Genomic DNA, 19,942 nt, shown 5'->3' on the forward strand with positions numbered 1-19,942 from the left:
CATGACACCTCCAAAAGCCATTTGAAATCACCCCTGTATCGCGTTCGATCGGAAGCCTGACCAGGTTCAACAGATTCGAAAAACCCGACGGATCGCGGCCGCTACCTGTGCAGCAGTCTAGCGGCGTGTCGATGGCCTGAGCGACAGAGCCTGCTCCGCAGTTCACGAAGGCAGCTTTGCGATCACCTTGATCTCGAACTGAAAGCCATAGAGCCAGGTGACGCCGATGCCGGTGAGTGTGGGGTGCGGTGCCTCGCCCCAGTGCTCTTGCACCACGGGCCACGCCACCTCGAAGTTCTGCTCCGGGTTCACCATGAACACGGTCACGTCGATGACGTCTTTGAAGCTGCAGCCTGCGGCTTCAAGGATGCTGTTGAGGTTCTGGAAGGCGAGGCGCACCTGCGTGGGCAGGTCGCTCTCGGGCGATCCGTCTGGCCGGCTGCCCACCTGGCCTGACACGAACAGAAAGCCGTTGGAGCGGATGGCGGGCGAGTAGCGGTTCTGCTCGTACAAGGCCTGGCGGCCGGCAGGGAAAACAACGTCGCGTGGGCTGGTCATGAATCGGCTTTCTGAAACAATGGTTGGGAAGGTCGGGGAGTCTAGGAACGCCGCTCGCGCGCATCAACCGGCCACCACCACAAACACTTTTTGCGGAATCCGAACAATCACGGAGGCCCTGGGAAACGCCATGGACCGATTCGATGCCATGCAGGCATTTGCGCGTGTGGTGGAGGCCGGCAGCTTCACCAAGGCGGCCGAAACGCTGCGCCTGAACAAGACCAGCGTGACCCAGCTCATCCAGCAGCTTGAGGCGCACCTGCGCGTGAAGCTGCTCCACCGCACCACGCGCAAGGTGCAGGTGACGGCCGACGGAGCGGCCTACTACGAGCGTGTGGTGCGTCTGCTGGCCGAGCTGGACGATGCCGAGACCAGCCTCTCCAGCGCCAAGACCTCACCCCGCGGCCGGCTCCGCGTGGACGTGCCCAGCCCGCTCGCGCGCTTCGTGCTCGTGCCCGCGCTGCCGGGCTTCCATGCGATGTACCCCGACATTCAGATCGACATGGGCGTGAGCGACCGCATGGTGGACCTGATCGGCGACAGCGTGGACTGCGTGATCCGCGGGGGCGACATCACCGACCCGTCGCTGGTCGCGCGCCGGGTGGGCGAGCTGCAGATCGGCGCCTACGCAGCGCCCGCCTATCTTCAGCGCCACGGCATGCCGGAACACCCCCAGGACCTGGAGAACTCGCACCATCGCATCGTGGGGTTCATGAGCATGCGCAGCGGCCGTGTGCCGCCCTACGCCCTGCAGCGCGGTGACGACGAACGCATCACCGTGCAGGGCCGCCATGTGCTGGCGCTGGACGACGGCAACGCCTATCTGGCGGCGGGCCTGGCCGGGCTGGGGGTCTTGTCGCTGCCCACTTACATGGCCGATGAACACGCGGCCCGCGGGGAGCTGGTGCCCGTGTTCAATGGCTGGCGCTTTGACCCGATGCCGCTGTACCTGGCGTACCCGCCGAACCGGTACGTGAGCGCGAAGCTGCGCGTGTTCGTGGACTGGGTGGTGGACGTGGTGGGCGAGAAGGCGCCGGTGGGCGTGCGCCGCCCGCGTCAGCCGGCCGCCACCGCCCCGAAGCGGAAACTCGACGCCGCCACCACGCCCATGAACAGGTCCTCGTGGTAGACGCAGGCGCCGGCGTCGCTGTGCGCCGCGCCCACCGCCACCATCAGCGGGATCAGGTGGTCTTCGCGCGCATGCGCGATGCGGGCCGACGGCGCTTGTTCCCATTGCAGCAGCTGCGCTTCGCGCTCGTCGGGTGTGGCCGCGGTCAGTGTCTGCTGCAGCCAGGCGTCGAACTGCTGCGAGGGCACGGTGCCGGCCGCGTTGAGCAGGCGCAGGTTGTGGTAGCTCAGGCCGCTGCCGATGATGAGCACGCCTTCGTCGCGCAGCGGCGCCAGCAGGCGGCCGGCGGCGATGTGGGCGGCGGGGTCGAAGCTCTGCAGCACCGAGAGCTGCACCACCGGAATCTGCGCCTCGGGGTAGGCGGCCTGCAGGGCGGAGAAGGTGCCGTGGTCGAAGCCGCGTTCGGGGTTGAGGCGGGCCGTCACGCCGCCGGCCTGCAGCAACTCCAGCGCGCGCTGCGCCAGCTCGGGCGAGCCGGGGGCGCGGTAGTGGACCTGGTAGGTGTGGGGCGGGAAGCCGTAGTAGTCGTAGAGCATGCCCGGCTGGGCCGACGACGACAGCGTGAAGTCGGGCGTCTCCCAGTGCGCGGTGACCATCAGGATTGCGCGCACCTGGCCTTCGTGGGCCTTGGCCATGGCCTGCAGCGAGGCTTCGAGGCGGTCGTAGCGGCCGCCGGTCTGCTCGCGCATCCAGGGCCAGGGGCCGCCGCCGTGCGAGACGTAGTAGGTGGGCAGACGGGACATGGTGCAGCTCCTTGCGTCGGGGGCCGATCCAGCCGTCGGCCAGCACCGATGCTACCGGGCGGTGGCGAACCGTGGGTCAGCGCTGGGGCATGTCCTTGGCGCCGTAGCCCAGACTCACCGTGGCGTCGGCCGGAATCGGCGGCAGGCTGGCGTCCCAGTCCAGCCAGCGCTGGCGCATGTCGGCCAGGCGCTGCGGTTCCAGCGGCGCGCGGTTGGCGCGTTCGCGCGCGTCGGCGGCGATGTTGAACAGGTACTCGTGGCCGTCCACCATCAGGTACTTCCAGTCGCCCTCGCGCAGCGCGCGCTGGCCGCGGTGGTTCATGCGCCAGGCCATGGGCCGCTCGAAGCGGTGGGCCGGGTCGTGCAGCAGCGCCGCCAGCGACACGCCGTCCAGCGGGTAGTCGGGGTGGGGCTGGCCGCCGCCGAGTTCGAGCATGGTGGCCGACCAGTCCATGGTCAGGCAGTGTTGTCCGCTCACCGAACCGGCCGGGACCACGGCCGGCCAGTGGGCGATCCAGGGCACGCGGATGCCGCCCTCGGTCAGGTCCATCTTGCCGCCCACCAGCGGCCAGTTGTCACTGAAGCGCTCGCCGCCGTTGTCGCTGGTGAAGACGATCAGCGTGTTCTCCAGCAGGCCTTCCTCGCGCAGCGCGGCAACCAGCCAGCCGATGCCCTCGTCCATGTGGTGGATCATGCGACGGTAGGCCTCGACACTGCCGCCGTGCAGGTGGAACAGGTTCTTCGCCACCTCGGGCGCCACGTGCGCGTCGTCGCGCGTCTCCCAGGGCCAGTGCGGCGCGGTGTAGTGCAGGCTCAGGAAGAACGGTGTGCCGGCGCGGGCCTCGGCGGCGCGCGCCTTCACATGCTCCACCGCCTTGTTCGAGAACACGTCGGTCAGGTAACCGACCTCCTTGTGGGTGTCGTCGTTAATGTAGAGGTCGTGGTCGCCATTCGACGAGCAGTGGGTGAAGTAGTCCACGCCGCCGGCCATGATGCCAAAGAACTCCTCGTAGCCCGAGCGCAGCGGGCCGAAGTGCGGCGGGTAGCCCAGGTGCCATTTGCCGATCAGCGCGGTGCGGTAGCCGGCGTCCTTCAGCAGCGAGGGCAGGGTGGGGATCTCGGGGGGCAGGCCCAGCGTGTCGCTGCCCTTGCTGCGGCTGTTGATGGGCTCTTCCAGCGCGCCGCGCAGCCGGTACTGCCAGCGCATGGTGGCCATGGCAAAGCGCGTGGGCGAACACACGGGCGAGTTGCTGTAGCCCTCGGTCAGGCGCAGGCCGCCGGCGGCCAGGGCGTCGATGTTCGGCGACACCGCGCCGAAGCCGGCGGGCCGGCCGCCGTAGCAGCCCAGGTCGGCGTAGCCCAGGTCGTCGCTGACGATGTAGATGATGTTGGGACGTTTCATGTCAGTGGCGCCCGGCCGCCCGAAGGCACTGACGCCCCCCTCGGGGGGCAGCGGACCGCGCGCAGCGGGGGAGCGTGGGGGCAGGTTCATCTCAGTCCGCCTTCATGCCGGTGGCGCGCACGATCTGGCCGTAGCGCGTGTTCAGGTCGGCCAGCCGCTGGGCCGCGGCGGCGCCGGTCTGGCCTTCGAAGAACAGGTCCAGGCCCTTCATGCGCTCCTTCACGTCGGGTCGCTGCAGCGCGTCGGTGATGCCCGTGGCCAGGGCCTGCACCACGGCGTCGGGCGTGGCGGCGGGCACCATCACCAGGTACAGCACCTCGGATTCGAGCGCCTTGAAGCCCAGCTCGGCCACCGTGGGCAGCTGCGGCGCCAGCTGCGAGCGGCGCGCGCTGGTGACGGCCAACGCAGTGATCCGGCCGCTCTGCACATGCGGCAGCATGCCGGGCGTGGCCAGGATGCCGCCGTCCACCTCGCCGCTGAGAATGGCGGTCACGGCCGGGGTGTTGCCGCGGTAGGGCACGTGCAGGGCCTTGACGGGCGTGCTGTTGCCGAGCGTGGCCGCCGCCAGGTGGCCCGGGCTGCCGTTGCCGGCCGAACTGAAGTTCAGGCCCTTGCTGCGGCCCTGGCTCAGCAGGTCGCCAAAGCTCTTGATGCCGGTGCCGGGGTTCACCCCCAGCAGCAGGCCCGACGAGGCCATGATCACCACCGGTTTGAGATCCCCCGGCTTGAACGGCATGGTCGGGTACAGGTGCGGGTTGATGGTGAACGTGGTGTCGATGCCGACCAGCACGGTGTGGCCGTCGGGCGCGGCCTTGGCCACCTGCGCCGCGCCAATGTTGCCGCTGGCACCGGCCTTGTTCTCCACCACGAAGGGCTGCTTGAGGCCCGCCTGCAGCACGGCGGCGACCGAACGCGCCAGCAGGTCCGACGGGCCGCCGGGCGGGAAGTTGTTGACGAAGGTGACGGGTTTGGCGGGCCAGGCCGGGGCCTGGGCGTGTGCGACAGAGAAGGGTAAGAGGGCCGCGCAGGCCAGCGCGGCCACGGTGTGGCGACGGAAGCGGTTCATGGAAATCCTGAGAAAAAAACGGGAAGGTCAGTCCAGCTGCACGCCGGTGGCCTTGATCGGGCCTTCCCAGCGCTTGAGGTCGGCGGCCTGGGCGGCGGCCAGTTCGGCCGGGGTCGAGCCCACCGGCTCGTAGCCCTGCTCGAGGAGCCTGGCGCGCAGCGCGGGCGTGCGCACTGCCTTCGCCACGGCGGCGCTGATCGCGTCGCGCACCTCGGGCTTGAGGCCGGCCGGGCCGTACATGGCGAACCAGGCGGTGGCCACCATGTCCACGCCCTGTTCCTTGAGCGTGGGCACCTCGGGCACCTGCGGGTCGCGCTGCGCGCCGGTCACGGCGAGGATGCGCACCTTGCCCGAACGGTGCAGTTCGGCGGTCTCGGTGACCACGTCGAACTTGTACTGGATGTGACCGCCCAGCAGTGCCGTGTTGGCCGGGCCGCCGCCCTGGAAGGGCACGTGGGTCAGCTCGGCGCCGGCCTTCTGGCCGAACATCACGCCCATGAAGTGCGGCAGCGTGCCTGAACCGGGCGTGCCGTAGGTGGCACTGCCGGGTGTGGCCTTGGCCTTGGCCAGCATCTCGGCCACGCTCTTGGCGCCTGCGGACGGGCCGGCCACCACGCTGAACTGGAAGTGCGCGATCTGCGAGATCGGCGTGAAGTCGGCCACCGCGTCGTAGTCCAGCTTCTTGTAGACGTGCGGGAACAGCACCATCGGCCCGCTGGGCAGCAGCACCACGGTCTGGCCGTCGGCGGGCGAGCGCTTGACGTGCGAGAGCGCGATGCGGCCGCCCGCGCCGGGCTTGTTCTCCACGATCACGGACGAGAAATCGTTCTTCAGGCCCTCGGCCAGCAGGCGCGCGAGCAGGTCGGCCGAACCGCCGGGCGGAAAGCCCACGACGATCTTCAGGGGCGGCTTGTCCTGCGCCAGCGCGGGCAGGGGCAGCACACAGAGGGTGGCGAGCGCGGCAGCGCCCAGCAGGGAACGTTTGTTCATGGTGTGTCTCCGGTTTGTTGTATGTCAAACGGGTTTGCCCCGCTGCAGGTCCGCATGCTAGGCAGCGACAATCAATTGCAGAAATCAATCGTTCCCGGTGTTTTCCCTGAGCCCTCTGCCGACCCGCCACCCATGAGCGCCGACGACCCGCTCCAGCACCCGCAGCAGCAGAACGACCTGCTGCTCTACCGCCTCTACCGCATCCACGCCACGGCCGGGCCACTGGTGGTGCGCATGTGCGAGCGCGACTACGGCATCACGCGGCGCGAGTGGCGCGTGCTGTCCTGCCTGGCCGACGTGGAGGGTGTGCAGTCGTCCGAACTGGCGGTGCGCGCCATGCTCGACCGCGCCCGCACCTCGCGCGCCATCACCAGCCTGGCGGACAAGGGCCTGCTGCGGCGCGAACCCAAGCCGTCGGACCGGCGCGAGGTGCACGTGTACCTGACCGACGAGGGGCGGCGCGTGTATGGCGAGGTGTTCCCGCGCATCGCGGCGATCCAGCGCGAGCTGCTCTCCCCGTTCAGCGACGCGGAGCGCCGGCGGTTCAGCGAACTGATGGCGCGGCTGCAGGCCAGCGCTTCGCGGTTGAACCCAGGAGGCGACCTGCTGCCGCCCCTCGAAGACGCGCCCGACTGAACCGCCTCAGGTCAGCCGGTTTTGAGCGCCGCCTCGATCGCCTGTATCAGCGGTGCACTGCCGGGCTCCACCTCGCTGGCGAAGCTGCGCACGGTCTGGCCGTCGCGTGCCACCAGGTACTTGTGGAAGTTCCAGCGCGGCACGGCGCCGGTGGCCTTGGCCAGCTGCTCGTAGAACGCATTGCGCCCGGCGCCCTTGACCACGGTCTTGGCGAACATCGGGAACTTCACGCCGTAGGTGTTGAAGCACAGCTCGGCGATCTGCTTCGCGTCGCCCGGCTCCTGCTGGCCGAAGTCGTTGGACGGAAAGCCCATCACCACCAGGCCGCGCGCCGCGTACTTCGCGTGCAGCGCTTCCAGCCCTTCGTACTGCCTCGTGAAGCCGCAGTAGCTGGCGGTGTTCACCACCAGCAGCACCTGGCCCGCGTACTGGCAGAGGTCTTGCGGCGCCTCGTCCTGCAGGCGCGGAAAGCGGTGCGCCAGCAGGGGCGGGCAGGCGGCGGGGCGGGGCGTCTGGGCGTGGGCGGCGGGCCAGGCGTGCGCCAGCAGCGCGGCGCCCAGGCCCAGCTGGAAATCCCGGCGGTTGGGGGGGCGGTTCGGGTGCATCGCGGCATTGTCCGGTCGCGCGCTTGACCCTGATGCCGGCGCGGGCGGGCGCAGAAGGCAGCGGCCTCAGCCGCGCGACTCGCTCACCAGGATGGCGGCGGCCAGGTCCTCCAGCGCGTTGCCGACCGACTTGAACACGGTGCGTTCGCCCGGGCTCTTGCGGCCGATGGCGACCCCGCGCGAGAGCGTGGTCAGCGTGCCGCGCACCTCGTTGGCGCTGAAGACGCCGTGCTGCATCGGCACCAGCAGGTCGCCGCTCTTGGTCAGGGCCTCGTCGGTGTCGACGAACACCCGTGCGTGCTCGAAGCAGGCGTCGTCGGCCTCGCGCATCGCGGGGGTGAACGAGCCGATCAGGTCCAGGTGGGCGCCCGGCGCGAGCCAGCTGCCGCGCACCACCGGTTCGTTGGCCATGGTGGCGCAGCTGACGATGTCGGCCGAGGCGCAGGCGCCGGGCAGGTCGGTGGTGGCGCTGGCCGAGAAGCCTTCGCGCGTGAGCTGCGCCGCCAGCGCCTTCGCCTCGCTCTCGCGGCGGGCCCAGACGGTGACGTGTTCGATCGGGCGCACGGTCTTCCAGGCCGCGGGCAGCAGCCGCGCCACGCGCCCCGCGCCCACCAGCACCAGGTGCTTGGCCTCCTCGCGCGCGAGGTAGGAACCGGCCAGCGCCGAGGCCGCCGCGGTGCGGCGCGCGGTGATGACGTCGCCGTCCATCTGCGCCAGCGGCACGCCGGTGCGCGCGTCGAACAGCAGGTAGGTGGCGTGCAGGCCGGGCAGGCCGCGGCGCGCGTTGCCGGGCGCGATGTTGACGATCTTCACGCCGTAGTGCTTGCCCGGAATCCAGGCCGGCATGATCAGCGAGGTCACGCGCCGGCCGGCGGCGTCCTGGCCGGCCTCGCCCAGCGGGTTGACGATCTCGTGCACATGGCGCGGTGGCGCCTCGCAGCCGCCCGCGAAGCGTTCGCGCAGGGCGGGGATGAGGCGGTCGAAGGGCAGGGCGGAGCGGGTGGCGTCGGCGTCGAAGAAGTGCATGCGGCGATGGTAGCGGGGCCGGCTGCCTTGAAGATGAAACGGGATAATCCGGCGCTTCTCTGCGGCCTGCTCGCGCAGGCTGGGTCCCCATGAAACGCCACACCACCCGGGCCGCTCTGGCGGTTTTTCTTTTTGCAGTCCTTGGCAGCGCCCAGGCCGCCGCCCCCAATGGCTACACCCTGCCCACGCGCGACGGCCGCTGCGCGATGTGGATCACCGCCGAGGCCGACCCGCCGCCGGGCGAAAGCACCACCTGGAGCGGCGACTGCCGCAACGGCCTGGCCCAGGGCGTCGGCACCCAGGAGTTCGTGCGCGCCGACCGCAGCCGCCTGCGCTACACCGGCCCTGTGCGCGACGGTCGCTGGCACGGCCGGGGCCGTTTGCAGCACTTCGCCGCCGACGGCCGGCTGCTGCACGTGGTCGAAGGTATGTTCGAGCACGGCGTCGAGCAGGGGGTGTTCAACGAGCTGTTTCTGGAGCATCCCCAGAACGGTTCGCTCGACGCCATCCGCCAGACCGGGCGTGCGGTCGGGGCCGACGGCGTGCAGGTGCAGCAGTTCTACGTCGACGGTGCTGCGGTGCTGATGTGTGCACCCGACGCCGACTGCCTTCGGGAGGCTGCGGCCGAAGGCTACGAGATACGGGAAGCCGGCCCGGGCGACGCACCGCGCTGAAGCAGCAGGCCGCCCAGCGCCAGCGCACAGAACACCGCGCCCGCGTGGAAGGTGAACTCGGCGCCCAGCCGGTCCCACAGCAGGCCGGCCACCACGCTGGCCAGCAGCAGTGCCCCGCCGCTGACCAGGTTGAAGAAGCCGAAGGCCGTGCCGCGCAGGTCGGCCGGCGCGGTGTCGGCCACCATGGTCGCCAGCAGGCCCTGCGTCATGCCCATGTGAACGCCCCACAGCGCCACACCCGCCAGCAGCGTCCACCACTGCGTACCGCTGGCCAGCACCAGGTCGGCCGCGACCAGCACCACCAGGCCCAGCGCCAGCAGCGTGCGGTGGTCCATGCGGTCGGCCAGCCGGCCGAAGGGATAGGCCGAGGCCGCGTACACACCGTTCATCGCCACCATCACCAGCGGCACCAGGGCCAGCGGCACACCGCTCTGCTCGGCCCGCAGCACCAGAAAGGCCTCGCTGAAACGCGCCAGCGTGAACACCGCGCCCACGCCCACGACCCACCAGTAGCCGCCGCCCAGGCGGCGCAGGTTCTCGCGGCGGATGGGGTTGTCGCGCCGCTGGCCCGCGGGGCGGTCGGGCTCGCGCACCCCGGCCACCAGCAGCGCCACCGCCAGCAGGCCCGGCACCACCGCCACCCAGAACACGGCGCGGAAGTCGTTGGCCCACAGCAGCATCAGGCCCACCGCCAGCAGCGGTCCGAGAAAGGCGCCCACCGTGTCCAGCGACTGGCGCAGGCCGAAGGCGGCGCCGCGCATGTCCGGCGGTGCGATGTCGGCCACCAGCGCGTCGCGCGGCGCGCCGCGCACGCCCTTGCCCACGCGGTCCAGCAGGCGCGCGGTGAGCACCAGGCCCATGCCCGGGGCCAGCGCGAACAGCGGCTTGCTCAGCGCGCCCAGCGCGTAGCCGGCCACCGCCAGCCCCTTGCGCCTGCCCCACCAGTCGCTGAGCACGCCCGAGAACACCTTGACCACCAGCGCCGTGGCCTCGGCCAGCCCTTCCACCAGGCCCACCACCAGCGCGCTGGCACCCAGCGTGCCCACCATGAACAGCGGCAGCAGGCTGTGGATCATCTCGGACGAGATGTCCATCAGCAGGCTCACGAAACCCAGCACCCAGATGGCGGCGGGGAGCTTCCCGCGGGTGGGGGTGTGAGGACTCATGTGCGGGCTCTTTTCATGGTTCAGCGCGGCTGGAACGCAATGATGGCCATGCCCGCCAGCGCCACGGCGGCGCCGGCCGCGTCCCAGGCCGTGGGCCGCACGCCGTCCACCGCCCACAGCCAGGCGATGGCCGCGCCGATGTAGACGCCGCCGTAGGCCGCATACACCCGCCCCGAGGCGGTGTCGTGCAGCGTCAGCAGCCAGGCGAACAGGGCCAGGCTCGCGGCGGCCGGCAGCAGCAGCCACACCGGCGCACCCTGCCGCAGCCACAGCCAGGGCAGGTAGCAGCCGACGATCTCGGCGAGTGCGGTGGCGAGGTAGAGCAGGAGGGTTCGCATGCGCCGGATTGTCGCGCCCGGTGGCGACTCACACGGCCACGAACAGCACCAGCCAGAACACGCTTGCGCCCAGCACGATCTTCGGCCGCTGCGGTGCCGACCAGATCGAGGACACGATCAGCAGGTTGTAGGGCAGCGGCAGCAGGTGTGCGAGCAGCACCCACTGGATGGGCGCGTCCTGCGACAGCAACGCCAGTGCCAGCCCGGTCATGAGCAGGTTCAGGCTGGTGCCGACGACCAGCAGGTCGCGCCAGAACAGGGTGCGCCAGCCGACGAGGCCGTGCCAGCGCTGTGCAATGAAGGTCTTCACGGCAGGCAGTATGGCCTCAGCAGGTGCTGGGCAGGTACTCCAGCAGCCACTTCATCTGCGTGGCGGTGGTCCACGGGACGCCGTGCACCACGGTGTGCCCCGGGTCGCCGGACCCGCGTGGGTGCAGCGTGACGCGGTAGCTGTCGCTGTCCGGGGTCCTGGTGGCGACCGCCCGCACGTCCCTGAGCGGCAGTGTCCGCGATTCGCGGCCGTCCAGCGGGCGGCGCGCATGCACCTCCAGCACGCAGTCCTCCAGCATGGCGAAGCGGGCCGGGCTCTTCTGCTGCTTGCCCTTGACGACCTGGTTCATGGCCCTGATCGCCTCGGTCTGCCCCATGCCGTAGTGCAGGGTCACGACCTCGGAGCGCTCGGGGTAGCCCTCGGCGCAGGCGGCCAGCAGCAGGGCCGCCGCCACGGCCACGGACCCGGTGTGGGTGCGTCGGGTCATGGCGCCACCACCTCGTCGGTGCCTTCCGGCGCGTCCGGGTCGTGGCGCGTGGCCAGCACCTTGTCGATGGTGCGGCCGTCCATGTCCACGATCTCGAAGCGCCAGTGTTCCCATTCCACCTGGTCGCCTTCCCGGGGCAGGCGGCCGGTGAGCAGCATCATCAGGCCGCTGAGCGTGTGGTAGCGGCCGCGCTGCTCGTCGGGCACGGTGTCCAGACCCAGCCGGTCCTTCAGCTCGGGCACCGGGATGTGGCCGTCCAGCAGCCAGCTGCCGTCCTCGCGCTGCACCGCCCACGAGGTTTCCGGGTCGCGCGGGCTGAACTCGCCGGTGATGGCCTCGATCAGGTCCTGCAGCGTGACGATGCCCTGCACCTCGCCGTACTCGTCGATGACGAAGGCCATCTGGCCGCCCGACTGCCGGAAATTGTCCAGCAGCTCCATGCCGGTGATGGTCTCGGGCACGTACAGCGCCTCCTGCAGCGGCTGGTTCGCCAGCTCGCGCTCACCGCCGCGCAGCGCCTGCGAGAGCCACTTGCGCGCGTTCACCACCCCCGCCACGTGGTTCATGTCGCCGCGCACCACCGGGAAGCGCGCATGGTCCGAGGCCTCGACCCGCGCCATGTTGACCTCGAAGCTCTGGTCCAGGTCGAGCACCACCACGTCGCTGCGCGGCACCATCAGCGAGCCGATCTGCCGGTCGTCCAGCCGGAACACGTTGCGCACCATGGTGTGCTCGTGCGACTCGATCACGCCCGCGCTGGTGCCTTCTTCGAGCATGGCGTGGATCTCTTCCTCGGTCACCGCCGCGCCGCTGTTGTCCTTGATGCCCAGCAGGCGCAGCAGCGCCTTGGTGGAGACCGACAGCAGCAGCACGAAGGGCTTGGTGGCGATGGCCAGGGCGTTGATGGGGCGGGCCATGAAGCGGGCCAGCATTTCCGGGTTGGACTGGCCGATGCGCTTGGGCACCAGCTCGCCGACCACGATGGAGAAGTAGGTGATCAGCACCACCACCAGGCCGGTGGCGCCGAGCTGGGCGACGTTCCCGGCCACGCCCAGTGAGACGAGCCAGTGCGCCAGCGGCCCGGCCAGTGCCGCCTCGCCGACGATGCCGTTGAGCACGCCGATGGAGGTGATGCCGATCTGGATGGTGGAGAGAAAGCGAGTGGGGTCTTCGCCCAGCTTCACGGCGGCGACCGCCGCGCCGTCACCTTCGTCGATGAGTTTCTGAAGCCGCGCTTTGCGGGCGGTGACGAGCGCGATCTCGGACATGGCGAACAGGCCATTGAGCACGATGAGCGCAAAAAGCAAGGCAATTTCCATGAGGCATGGGTTCCATGAGGCACGCCCGCGGGCGTGCGGGCGTGCGGGCGTGCGGGCGGACGGGAGCAGGGAGAGGGGCGGGCGGCCGGACGCCGCGCCCGCGGTCAGGCGCGCGCGGAGCGCCGGGGCGGCCGGTCGAGGCCCATGGGCAACGGGTCGTCCCGGGAGCCGAACACCCAGGGCGTGGTCGGCAGCGGCGGATGGGACACCCGGACCACCGGGAGCGCGCGCAGCGGCCCGTCGGGCATGTCGGGCGCGTCGTCGGTGAGCCCGTGCTGCACGCTGGAGCCCAGCCCGTCGACGTCGGCGGTCAGGGCGGACTCGGTGAGTTCCGGCGAGGGCACATGCAATGTAAAGCCGCCCAGACTCAGCAGGAAGTGCAGGGCGAACAGGGCGATGAGGCACCGGCGGAACATCGGGCGATTATAGAAATCGTGGTTCTTTGTCGCCCTGTCTGGGGCAGGGGTCGGCAGTTGACTCCTAAAATCCGGCGCGTGAAATCTGCCCTGACCACCTGGCTTCTGCTGTTCAGCCTGCTGCAGTCTGTGGCGTGGGCGCTGCCCGCGCAGCGGGCCGAGCAGGCCGAGCGCCTGTCGCACGAGGTGGCCCACGCCATTGACCACGGCCATCACGAGCATCCCGCGCCCCATGACACGCAGGGCCACGAGGTGGATGCCACCCTGTTCGTTGCCGGCGCGATGGACGACGGGGGACACGGTCCTCACCACTCGCACGCCGCCGAGGGCATGCAGTCCCAGGGGCTCCCGGTGGCCGCCGTCCTGCCCCCGCCGGCCCTGCCGGCCGCGGCGCCCCCGGTGGGCGGTGAGGCGCTGCCGGTGTCCGCCGATCCCGACGGGCTGCTGCGCCCGCCCCGGACCGCCGCCTGAACCCCCGCCTGGGGGTGTTTCGGGTTCGACCCGCCGGCCGGCGGGTCGCGTGGCCTCACTTCTTTTCCGGATATTTATGAACCTTCCCTCCCCGGGTCGGGCCGCCTTGGCGCTGCTCGCGACCCTCACTCCGCTCGTGGCCCTCGCCCACGGGATTTCCGAGGCCGACCGCCAGCGCATGCTGGACGGCGGCTACCTCCAGTACGTTGGCCTGGGCGCCAGCCACATGCTCACCGGCTACGACCACTTGCTGTTCCTGTTCGGCGTGGTGTTCTTCCTGGCGTCCTTCAAGGACGTGGTGAAGTTCGTCTCGGTGTTCACGCTGGGGCACTGCATCACGCTGATCTTCGCGACCTTCTTCAAGATCACCTGGAACTATTACCTGATCGACGCCATCATCGCGCTGAGCGTGATGTACAAGGCCTTCGACAACAACGGCGGCTTCCAGAAGCACTTCCAGATGGCCTCGCCCAACCTGCTGTGGATGGTGTTCGGCTTCGGTCTGCTGCACGGATTCGGCCTGTCGACCCGGCTGCAGCAGCTGCCGCTGGGCGACGACCCGCTGCAGATGCTCTGGCGCATCCTGAGCTTCAACGTGGGGGTCGAGCTGGGCCAGATCGCCGCGCTGGTGGTGATGGTCGGCCTGCTGGCGCTGTGGCGCCACCGGGCCTCGTTCAAGCGCTTTGCCTACATGGCCAACCTTGTGCTGTTCTACGCCGGGGTCTACCTGCTGTTCATGCAGCTGCACGGCTACCAGCACGACGCCGATCCGGACAGCTTCCGCTTCCCGGCCGCCGAACACCGCCACGCGCACGAGGACCTCGATGTCGAAAACACCCGCGACGCGGGCCGCGATGGCCTTTGATCCCGTTTCCCTGCCGCTTTTCCGTCCCTTTGATCCACACTGTTCCTACAGGAATCCCATCATGAAAACCGCACACATCCTCTCCGCCATCGCCCTGTCCGCCACCCTTGCCGCGCCGCTGCCCGCGCTGGCCGATGCCGGCAGCAGCTGCCACTTCCATGGCAGCAAACCAGCCACCGAAGCGGTGGTGAGCAACTGCGCCGTTCAGCAGCGCGATTCCTTCGTCAAAACCGGCAAGCTGGATGCGAGCTGGAAGGCCATCACGCCGGCCAAGCCGGAGCAGGTGGATGGGAAAAAAGCCAAGGAGTGGAAGGTTGTGTTCCAGAACCCGGCCGCCAGCGACGCCAGCAAGAAGACGCTCTACATGTTCTTCTCGCTGCCGGGCAACTTCATCGCGGCCAACTACACCGGGCAATAAGCCATGGGCCATGGCGTGACGACCTCCCCCGTCCTCCGCGGCGGCCTGCTGGCCCTGCTGGCCGCCACCTTGTTCGGCCTGAGCACGCCGCTGGTGCAGCGCTTCGGCCAGGGCCTGGGGCCGTTTTCCACCGCAGCGCTGCTGTACGGCGGCGCCGCGCTGGTGGCGGTCTTCACGCGACGTGGCGCGGCGGTGGAGGCGCCGCTGCGCCGCAGCGACTGGCCGCGTCTGCTGGCGATGGTGGGGGCTGGCGCGGTGCTGGGGCCGGTGGCGCTGGCCTGGGGGCTGCAGCGCACCAGCGGCGCCAGTGCCTCGCTGCTGCTCACGCTGGAAGCGGTGTTCACGGCGGTGCTGGCCTGGCGCTGGTACGGCGAGGTGCTGGACGGGCGGGTGAAGTCGGCGGTGGCGCTGCTGCTGGCCGGCGGCGCGCTGCTGGTGATCGACCAGGGCCTCACGGGCCAGGTGCAGTTGCTCGGCCTGCTGGCGGTGGCCGTGGCCACGGTGGCCTGGGGCGTGGACAACACGCTCTCGCGCGGCGTCGCCGACCGCGACCCGGGGCAGGTGGTGCTGGCCAAGGCCGCGCTGGGCGCAAGCGTCACCACCGGCATCGCGCTGGTCTGGGGCGAGCCTCGGCCCGGGTGGACGGCGGTTGCGGCGCTGCTGGCCGTGGGCGCGACGGGCTACGGTCTGAGCCTGCGCTTCTACCTGCTGGCACAGCGCCACTTCGGCGCGGCCCGCACCGGCTCGGTGTTCGCGTTTGCGCCCTTCATCGGCGCGCTGGGCGCGTTCGCGCTCGGCGAGCGTTCGGCCAGCCTGCTGTTGCTGGGCGGCGGGGCACTGATGGTGGCGGGGGTGCTGGTGCACCTGGCCGAAGACCACAGGCATGTCCACGAGCACGAGGCGCTGGACCACGAACACGCCCACACCCATGACGACGGCCACCACGACCACACCCATCCGGTGATGCCCCAGGGCGCACACAGCCACCCGCACCACCACAGCCCGCTGCGCCACAGCCACCCGCACGCACCGGACCTGCACCACCGGCACAGCCACTGAGCGGGCCGCATCTCCGTGCCGGCCACTCAGGTATGTGAGCACGGGCTCACGCGCTGAAGAACATCCGCGCACAATACGGCCCTCGTTCATGACGGCATGGCCGGCGCCCCCCTTGCGCTGGCGGTGCCGGTCCTTGCTGACAGCCCCGGCTCAGCGTGCTGCAATGGCACCGCTGCCACCGCCCCGAAGCGCCCCGCATGGGCCAGGCGGGCCGGGCGACACCGTCACATCGGGCCGGACCGCCGCCGTCTTCTGGCTTGATTCCCCGGCTGCGCCGGCACCCGCACCGCCCAGGCTCGCACCTGGGCGGTGCCGTGCCGTCGTCCTGCGTTGCAGCCGAAGGGCGGGCCGTTTTTCCGGAGGAGAAATCTCATGCAACTCATCGTGTCGGCCGGTCTGATCCTGGCCATTGTCCTGTGGGGTGTCATTGCCCCCGCGTCGCTGGGCGGCGTGTTCGACACCGCGCTGGCGGGCATCACACGCAACTTCGGTTGGTTCTACCTCTGGGTGGTGCTGGGCCTGGTGGTGATGGCGCTGATCCTCGCGGTCAGCCGCTATGGCGATCTCAAGCTCGGCGGCGAGGACGACGAGCCGGAGTTCTCCATTGGCGCCTGGTTCGCCATGCTGTTCGCCGCGGGCATGGGCATCGGCCTGGTGTTCTGGGGCGTGGCCGAGCCGATCTCGCACTATGGCGCACCGCCACCCGGCATTGCTGCCCACACGCCGGAGGCCGCCAACGCGGCCATGCGCTACAGCTTCTTCCACTGGGGGCTGCACCCCTGGGCGGTGTACAGCATCGTGGCGCTGGCGATCGCGTTTTTCCAGTTCCGCCACGGCGGCTCTGCGCTGGTGAGCACGGCGGTGGAAGCGCTGCCCTGGGCGCCGATGAAGAAGCTCGGCCCGGTGGTGAACGTGTTGGCGGTGATCGCCACGGCCTTCGGTGTGGCGGCCTCGCTGGGCATGGGGGCACTGCAGATCAACAGCGGCCTGGCGGCGGTGATGGGGGTGCCGGTGAACAGCACCGCGCAGGTGGCCATCATCGTGGTCACGACGGTGCTGTTCCTGACCTCGGCCGTGACCGGGGTGAGCAGGGGCATCAAGTGGCTTTCAACCTTCAACCTGATCGTGGCGGGCCTGCTGGCGCTGGCGGTGTTCACCCTGGGGCCGACGGTGGCGATCATCGACACCTTCACCAACACGTTGGGCAGCTACCTGAGCGACTTCGTGCGCATGAGCCTGCGCATGACGCCCTTCCGCGACAGCGGCTGGGTGGGCGGCTGGACGGTGTTTTACTGGGCCTGGTGGGTGAGCTGGTCGCCGTTCGTGGGCCTGTTCATCGCGCGTGTCTCGCGTGGGCGCACCATCCGCGAGTTCCTGCTGGGCACGGTGCTGGCGCCCACGCTGGCGGCGTTCGTGTGGTTCTCGGTGTTCGGCGGCACGGCGCTGCACCTGCAGATCATGCAGAGCCTGCCGATTGCCGAGGCGGTGAGCGCCGACGTGTCCACCGGGCTGTTCGCCATGTTCGACCACCTGCCGCTGGGCGGGTTGATGAGTGGCGTCGCCACGGTGCTGGTGCTGGTGTTTTTCGTGACGTCGGGAGATTCGGCCACGCTGGTGCTGGGCATGATGAGCACCGGCGGTCAGGAAAACCCGGGCGCGCGGGTGAAGATCGTCTGGGGCTTGCTGGTTTCGGGCATCGCCATCAGTCTGCTGCTGGCCGGTGGCGTGAAGGCGGTGCAGACGGCGACCATCGTGTTTGCGCTGCCGTTTGCCGTGGTGATTCTGCTGATGGCGCTGGCGCTGTGGCGCGGCGTGCGCGAGGACTGGAACGAGGAACAGCGGCGCGACCGCGCGATGCGGCGGCGCATGCGCGACATGGTGGACCGCACGCCCGCGCCCTGACAGACGGACTCAACTTGCACCACTTCGTGACGAAATGAACGGTAGGGGGCGCTGATATCGGCTGCGCGTAAGGTTCGCGCACCAGAATCGGCCCCGCTCGCCAGCCGCCGGGTTGGTGTTCGTACATATAAAGAGAGATCGTCGTTGTGGATTGGTGCATTGCGTCCGCGCGCCCCGTGGGGTGCCGGGATCGTGGCGTGAGGGTGTCGCCTTGAAGGCGCTTTCCCGCTCCTTTGCGCTGCTGGTCGCGTTGTTCACCGTGGTGGCGGCCGGGGTGCTGTGGTGGCAGTCGCTGCGCTCCCAGAACCAGTTGCGCGAGCAGGTGCTGTTGCAGGCCGACCAGCGCAGCCTGCAGGTGGCCGATGCGATGGCCGGGCAGGTGCAGGCGCACCTCAACACCATGGACGTCACGCTTCGCACGTTGCGCGAACACTGGGTGCGCGAGCCTCGTGAGCGTTTCGACCTGCTGGCCAAGGACGCGCTGGCCAGCCTGCCGCCGGGCCTGGTCTCGCACGTGTCGGTGGCCGATGGCAGTGGCCACCTGGTCTACAACAGCCTGGGGCTGGACAACGGGGGCTATGTGGGCGACCGCGAAAGCTTCCAGTTGGCACGCCTGGGCTCCGACCTGATGCGGGTGTCGGCGACGGTGCGTTCGCGCCTGACCGGGCGCTGGGTGTTTGCGGTGGACCGGCCGGTGCTGCGCCAGGGGCGCTTCGACGGCGTGGTCTACCTGGTGGTGGAGTCGGCCTACATCGCCCGCGAGCTGGGCAAGCTGGAACTGTCGGATCAGGACGTGGTGTCGCTGGTGCACGCCGACGGCCGCTACGTCGCGCGCAGCGAGGCCAACGAGGCGTCCGTGGGCAAACTGGTGCCCGCCGACCGGCCCTACCGCGCGCAGCCGGCGCTGATGCACGGCACCTACCGGGTCGACGATGTGATGGACCACGCGCCGCGCACCTACGGCTGGCACCGGCTGCCCGATTCGGGGCTGGTGGTGTCGGTCGGCCTGGCCGACGACTCGGTGCTGGCGCCGCTGGCGCCCGCGATGTGGCGCAACCTGCTGGTGACCGGGGTCCTGTCCCTGCTGCTGCTGGGTTTTGGCGGCGTGATCGTGCGCGACCAGCTGCGCATGGCGCGCAGCCAGCGCGCGCTGGCGCGCAGCGAGGCCGGGCTGAAGGAGGCGCAGCAGCTGGCGGGTCTGGGCAGCTGGGAATGCGATCTGGCCACGGGCCAGCTGCACTGGTCCGACGAGGTCTACCGCATCTTCGAGGTCGATCCGGCCACGGTGCGGCCCTCGTTTGAACGCTTCCTGGAGTGGGTGCATCCGGACGACCGGACGATGGTGAAACAGGCCTTCGACGGCTCGATCCGTGACCGCCGGACCTACAACGTGGTGCACCGGCTGGTGCTGCCTGGTGAGCGCATCAAGTACGTGCGCGAGCGCGGCGTGACCGAATACGAAGGCGACCGCCCGGCGCGCAGCAGGGGCACGGTGCTGGACATCACCGAGGTGCGCGAGGCGCAGCTGGCGCTGCAGCAGCTCAACGATGAGCTGGAGTCGCGCGTGAGCCGGCGCACCAGCGAACTGGCCCAGGCCAACCGCGAGCTGGAGGCGTTCGCCTACAGCGTCTCGCACGACCTGCGCACGCCGTTGCGCAGCATCCACGGCTTTGCCTGCGTGCTGGAAGAGGAGGAGTCGGACCGGCTCTCCGACGCCGGTCGCCGGCACCTGCGCCGCATCCAGGACGGGTCGCGCCGCATGGGTCAGCTCATCACCGACCTGCTGTCGCTGGCGCACCTGGGCCGCGCCAAGATGGACCTGGCGCTGGTGGACCTGAGCGAAATGGCGCTGCAGCTGGCGGCCGAGTTGCACCGCTCGGAGCCCGGGCGCGAGGTGGACTGGGACATCCAGCCGGGCCTGCGGGCCATGGCCGATCCGGGCCTGATGCGGGTGGTGCTGCAGAACCTGCTGGGCAACGCCTGGAAGTACACCGGGCAGACGCCGCAGCCACGCATCAGCCTGACCCGCGAACACAGCGCCGATGGCCTGGTGACCTTCTGCGTGCGCGACAACGGCGCGGGCTTTGACATGGCCTATGCCCCCCAGCTGTTCGAGCCCTTCAAGCGCCTGCACGCCCACCACGAATTCGAGGGCTCGGGCGTGGGCCTGGCCACCGTCAGCCGGGTGGTCCGCCGCCACGGCGGGCAGGTGCGCGGCGAGGGGGCGGTGGGGCAGGGTGCCGCGTTCTACTTTTCGCTGCCCGAGGCGCCGGTGTTGGCGCCCGTGACGACCTGGTGACGCCGCACCGGCAAAAACAGAGTACAAATCGATACATGTCCGTGGGCCCAACCTGCCGCGAGAGCCGGGGAGCCGTCTTCATCGGACGCTACAGGGGGTGAC

The 19,942-nt window shown here is 70.0% G+C and carries 22 protein-coding genes; 9 read left to right on the forward strand and 13 right to left on the reverse strand.

Translation table 11 applies throughout. The features are described from left to right. Positions 1-162: 162 nt before the first annotated feature. The gene (locus HPF_RS02445; protein WP_079364246.1) at positions 163-558 is read right to left on the reverse strand and encodes a RidA family protein; all 396 of its coding nucleotides are present in this window, start codon (positions 556-558) and stop codon (positions 163-165) included. 130 nt (positions 559-688) lie between these two features. On the opposite strand from HPF_RS02445, the gene HPF_RS02450 reads away from it, so the two are divergent. After that, positions 689-1,687 (forward strand): LysR family transcriptional regulator, encoded by a 999-nt coding sequence (locus tag HPF_RS02450; protein ID WP_133155656.1) that lies wholly within the window; start codon positions 689-691, stop codon positions 1,685-1,687. On the opposite strand, the gene HPF_RS02455 is transcribed toward HPF_RS02450, so the two are convergent. The 4 genes from HPF_RS02455 to HPF_RS02470 all read right to left on the reverse strand — a co-directional run bounded on the left by HPF_RS02455 (position 1,615) and on the right by HPF_RS02470 (position 5,888). Then, entirely contained in the window at positions 1,615-2,430 is an 816-nt protein-coding gene (locus HPF_RS02455) for a DODA-type extradiol aromatic ring-opening family dioxygenase (protein ID WP_133155657.1), read from the reverse strand. The genes HPF_RS02450 and HPF_RS02455 overlap by 73 nt on opposite strands. A 76-nt stretch (positions 2,431-2,506) precedes the next feature. Beyond that, positions 2,507-3,832, reverse strand: a complete 1,326-nt coding sequence (locus HPF_RS02460) for a sulfatase family protein (protein ID WP_079364728.1) — start codon at positions 3,830-3,832, stop codon at positions 2,507-2,509. Between the two features lie 91 nt (positions 3,833-3,923). Next, on the reverse strand, positions 3,924-4,898 hold the full coding sequence (locus HPF_RS02465) for a Bug family tripartite tricarboxylate transporter substrate binding protein (protein ID WP_133155658.1): 975 nt from the start codon (positions 4,896-4,898) through the stop codon (positions 3,924-3,926). Positions 4,899-4,925: 27 nt separating this feature from the next. Further along, positions 4,926-5,888 (reverse strand): Bug family tripartite tricarboxylate transporter substrate binding protein, encoded by a 963-nt coding sequence (locus HPF_RS02470; RefSeq protein WP_133155659.1) that lies wholly within the window; start codon positions 5,886-5,888, stop codon positions 4,926-4,928. Between the two features lie 132 nt (positions 5,889-6,020). On the opposite strand from HPF_RS02470, the gene HPF_RS02475 reads away from it, so the two are divergent. Further along, complete coding sequence (locus HPF_RS02475; protein ID WP_164868421.1) at positions 6,021-6,524, forward strand: MarR family winged helix-turn-helix transcriptional regulator; 504 nt, start codon at positions 6,021-6,023, stop codon at positions 6,522-6,524. A gap of 11 nt (positions 6,525-6,535) precedes the next feature. On the opposite strand, the gene HPF_RS02480 is transcribed toward HPF_RS02475, so the two are convergent. Then, complete coding sequence (locus HPF_RS02480; RefSeq protein WP_133155660.1) at positions 6,536-7,129, reverse strand: glutathione peroxidase; 594 nt, start codon at positions 7,127-7,129, stop codon at positions 6,536-6,538. A gap of 66 nt (positions 7,130-7,195) precedes the next feature. Continuing rightward, complete coding sequence (lhpI, locus tag HPF_RS02485; RefSeq protein ID WP_133155661.1) at positions 7,196-8,155, reverse strand: bifunctional Delta(1)-pyrroline-2-carboxylate/Delta(1)-piperideine-2-carboxylate reductase; 960 nt, start codon at positions 8,153-8,155, stop codon at positions 7,196-7,198. An 89-nt stretch (positions 8,156-8,244) separates the two neighbouring features. Here lhpI and HPF_RS02490 point away from each other — a divergent pair, with 89 nt between their 5' ends. Then, positions 8,245-8,829 (forward strand): MORN repeat-containing protein, encoded by a 585-nt coding sequence (locus tag HPF_RS02490; RefSeq protein WP_133155662.1) that lies wholly within the window; start codon positions 8,245-8,247, stop codon positions 8,827-8,829. On the opposite strand, the gene HPF_RS02495 is transcribed toward HPF_RS02490, so the two are convergent. The 6 genes from HPF_RS02495 to HPF_RS02520 all read right to left on the reverse strand — a co-directional run bounded on the left by HPF_RS02495 (position 8,787) and on the right by HPF_RS02520 (position 12,826). Continuing rightward, positions 8,787-9,995, reverse strand: coding sequence for an MFS transporter (locus tag HPF_RS02495; protein ID WP_133155663.1), 1,209 nt, complete (start codon positions 9,993-9,995; stop codon positions 8,787-8,789). The two genes, HPF_RS02490 and HPF_RS02495, sit on opposite strands and share 43 nt — an antisense overlap. A gap of 20 nt (positions 9,996-10,015) precedes the next feature. Continuing rightward, a complete protein-coding gene (locus HPF_RS02500) occupies positions 10,016-10,333 on the reverse strand; it encodes a YnfA family protein (RefSeq protein ID WP_133155664.1) in 318 nt (105 codons plus the stop codon). A 28-nt stretch (positions 10,334-10,361) separates the two neighbouring features. Next, positions 10,362-10,643, reverse strand: coding sequence for a hypothetical protein (locus HPF_RS02505; protein ID WP_066157473.1), 282 nt, complete (start codon positions 10,641-10,643; stop codon positions 10,362-10,364). A gap of 16 nt (positions 10,644-10,659) precedes the next feature. Next, positions 10,660-11,091 carry a hypothetical protein gene (locus HPF_RS02510; RefSeq protein WP_133155665.1) on the reverse strand — a complete coding sequence of 144 codons (432 nt, stop codon included), beginning with the start codon at positions 11,089-11,091 and terminating at the stop codon, positions 10,660-10,662. Beyond that, positions 11,088-12,410, reverse strand: coding sequence for a hemolysin family protein (locus tag HPF_RS02515; protein WP_066157465.1), 1,323 nt, complete (start codon positions 12,408-12,410; stop codon positions 11,088-11,090). The genes HPF_RS02510 and HPF_RS02515 overlap by 4 nt, the downstream gene beginning before the upstream one ends. A gap of 104 nt (positions 12,411-12,514) precedes the next feature. After that, on the reverse strand, positions 12,515-12,826 hold the full coding sequence (locus HPF_RS02520; protein WP_079364259.1) for a hypothetical protein: 312 nt from the start codon (positions 12,824-12,826) through the stop codon (positions 12,515-12,517). A 78-nt stretch (positions 12,827-12,904) separates the two neighbouring features. Here HPF_RS02520 and HPF_RS02525 point away from each other — a divergent pair, with 78 nt between their 5' ends. The 6 genes from HPF_RS02525 (at position 12,905) to HPF_RS24035 (ending at position 19,840) form a co-directional block, all read left to right on the forward strand. Then, complete coding sequence (locus tag HPF_RS02525) at positions 12,905-13,297, forward strand: hypothetical protein (RefSeq protein ID WP_133155666.1); 393 nt, start codon at positions 12,905-12,907, stop codon at positions 13,295-13,297. A gap of 76 nt (positions 13,298-13,373) precedes the next feature. Further along, a complete protein-coding gene (locus HPF_RS02530) occupies positions 13,374-14,162 on the forward strand; it encodes a HupE/UreJ family protein (protein ID WP_133155667.1) in 789 nt (262 codons plus the stop codon). 61 nt (positions 14,163-14,223) lie between these two features. Beyond that, positions 14,224-14,580, forward strand: a complete 357-nt coding sequence (locus tag HPF_RS02535) for a DUF6488 family protein (protein WP_079364262.1) — start codon at positions 14,224-14,226, stop codon at positions 14,578-14,580. Between the two features lie 3 nt (positions 14,581-14,583). Further along, positions 14,584-15,639, forward strand: a complete 1,056-nt coding sequence (locus HPF_RS02540) for a DMT family transporter (RefSeq protein WP_133155668.1) — start codon at positions 14,584-14,586, stop codon at positions 15,637-15,639. 372 nt (positions 15,640-16,011) lie between these two features. Next, the gene (locus HPF_RS02545; protein ID WP_133155669.1) at positions 16,012-17,541 is read left to right on the forward strand and encodes a BCCT family transporter; all 1,530 of its coding nucleotides are present in this window, start codon (positions 16,012-16,014) and stop codon (positions 17,539-17,541) included. 211 nt (positions 17,542-17,752) lie between these two features. Next, positions 17,753-19,840, forward strand: coding sequence for a sensor histidine kinase (locus HPF_RS24035; RefSeq protein ID WP_133155670.1), 2,088 nt, complete (start codon positions 17,753-17,755; stop codon positions 19,838-19,840). Positions 19,841-19,942: the final 102 nt, after the last annotated feature.

It is taken from the genome of Hydrogenophaga pseudoflava (assembly GCF_004353865.1).
Lineage (GTDB): Bacteria > Pseudomonadota > Gammaproteobacteria > Burkholderiales > Burkholderiaceae_C > Hydrogenophaga > Hydrogenophaga pseudoflava.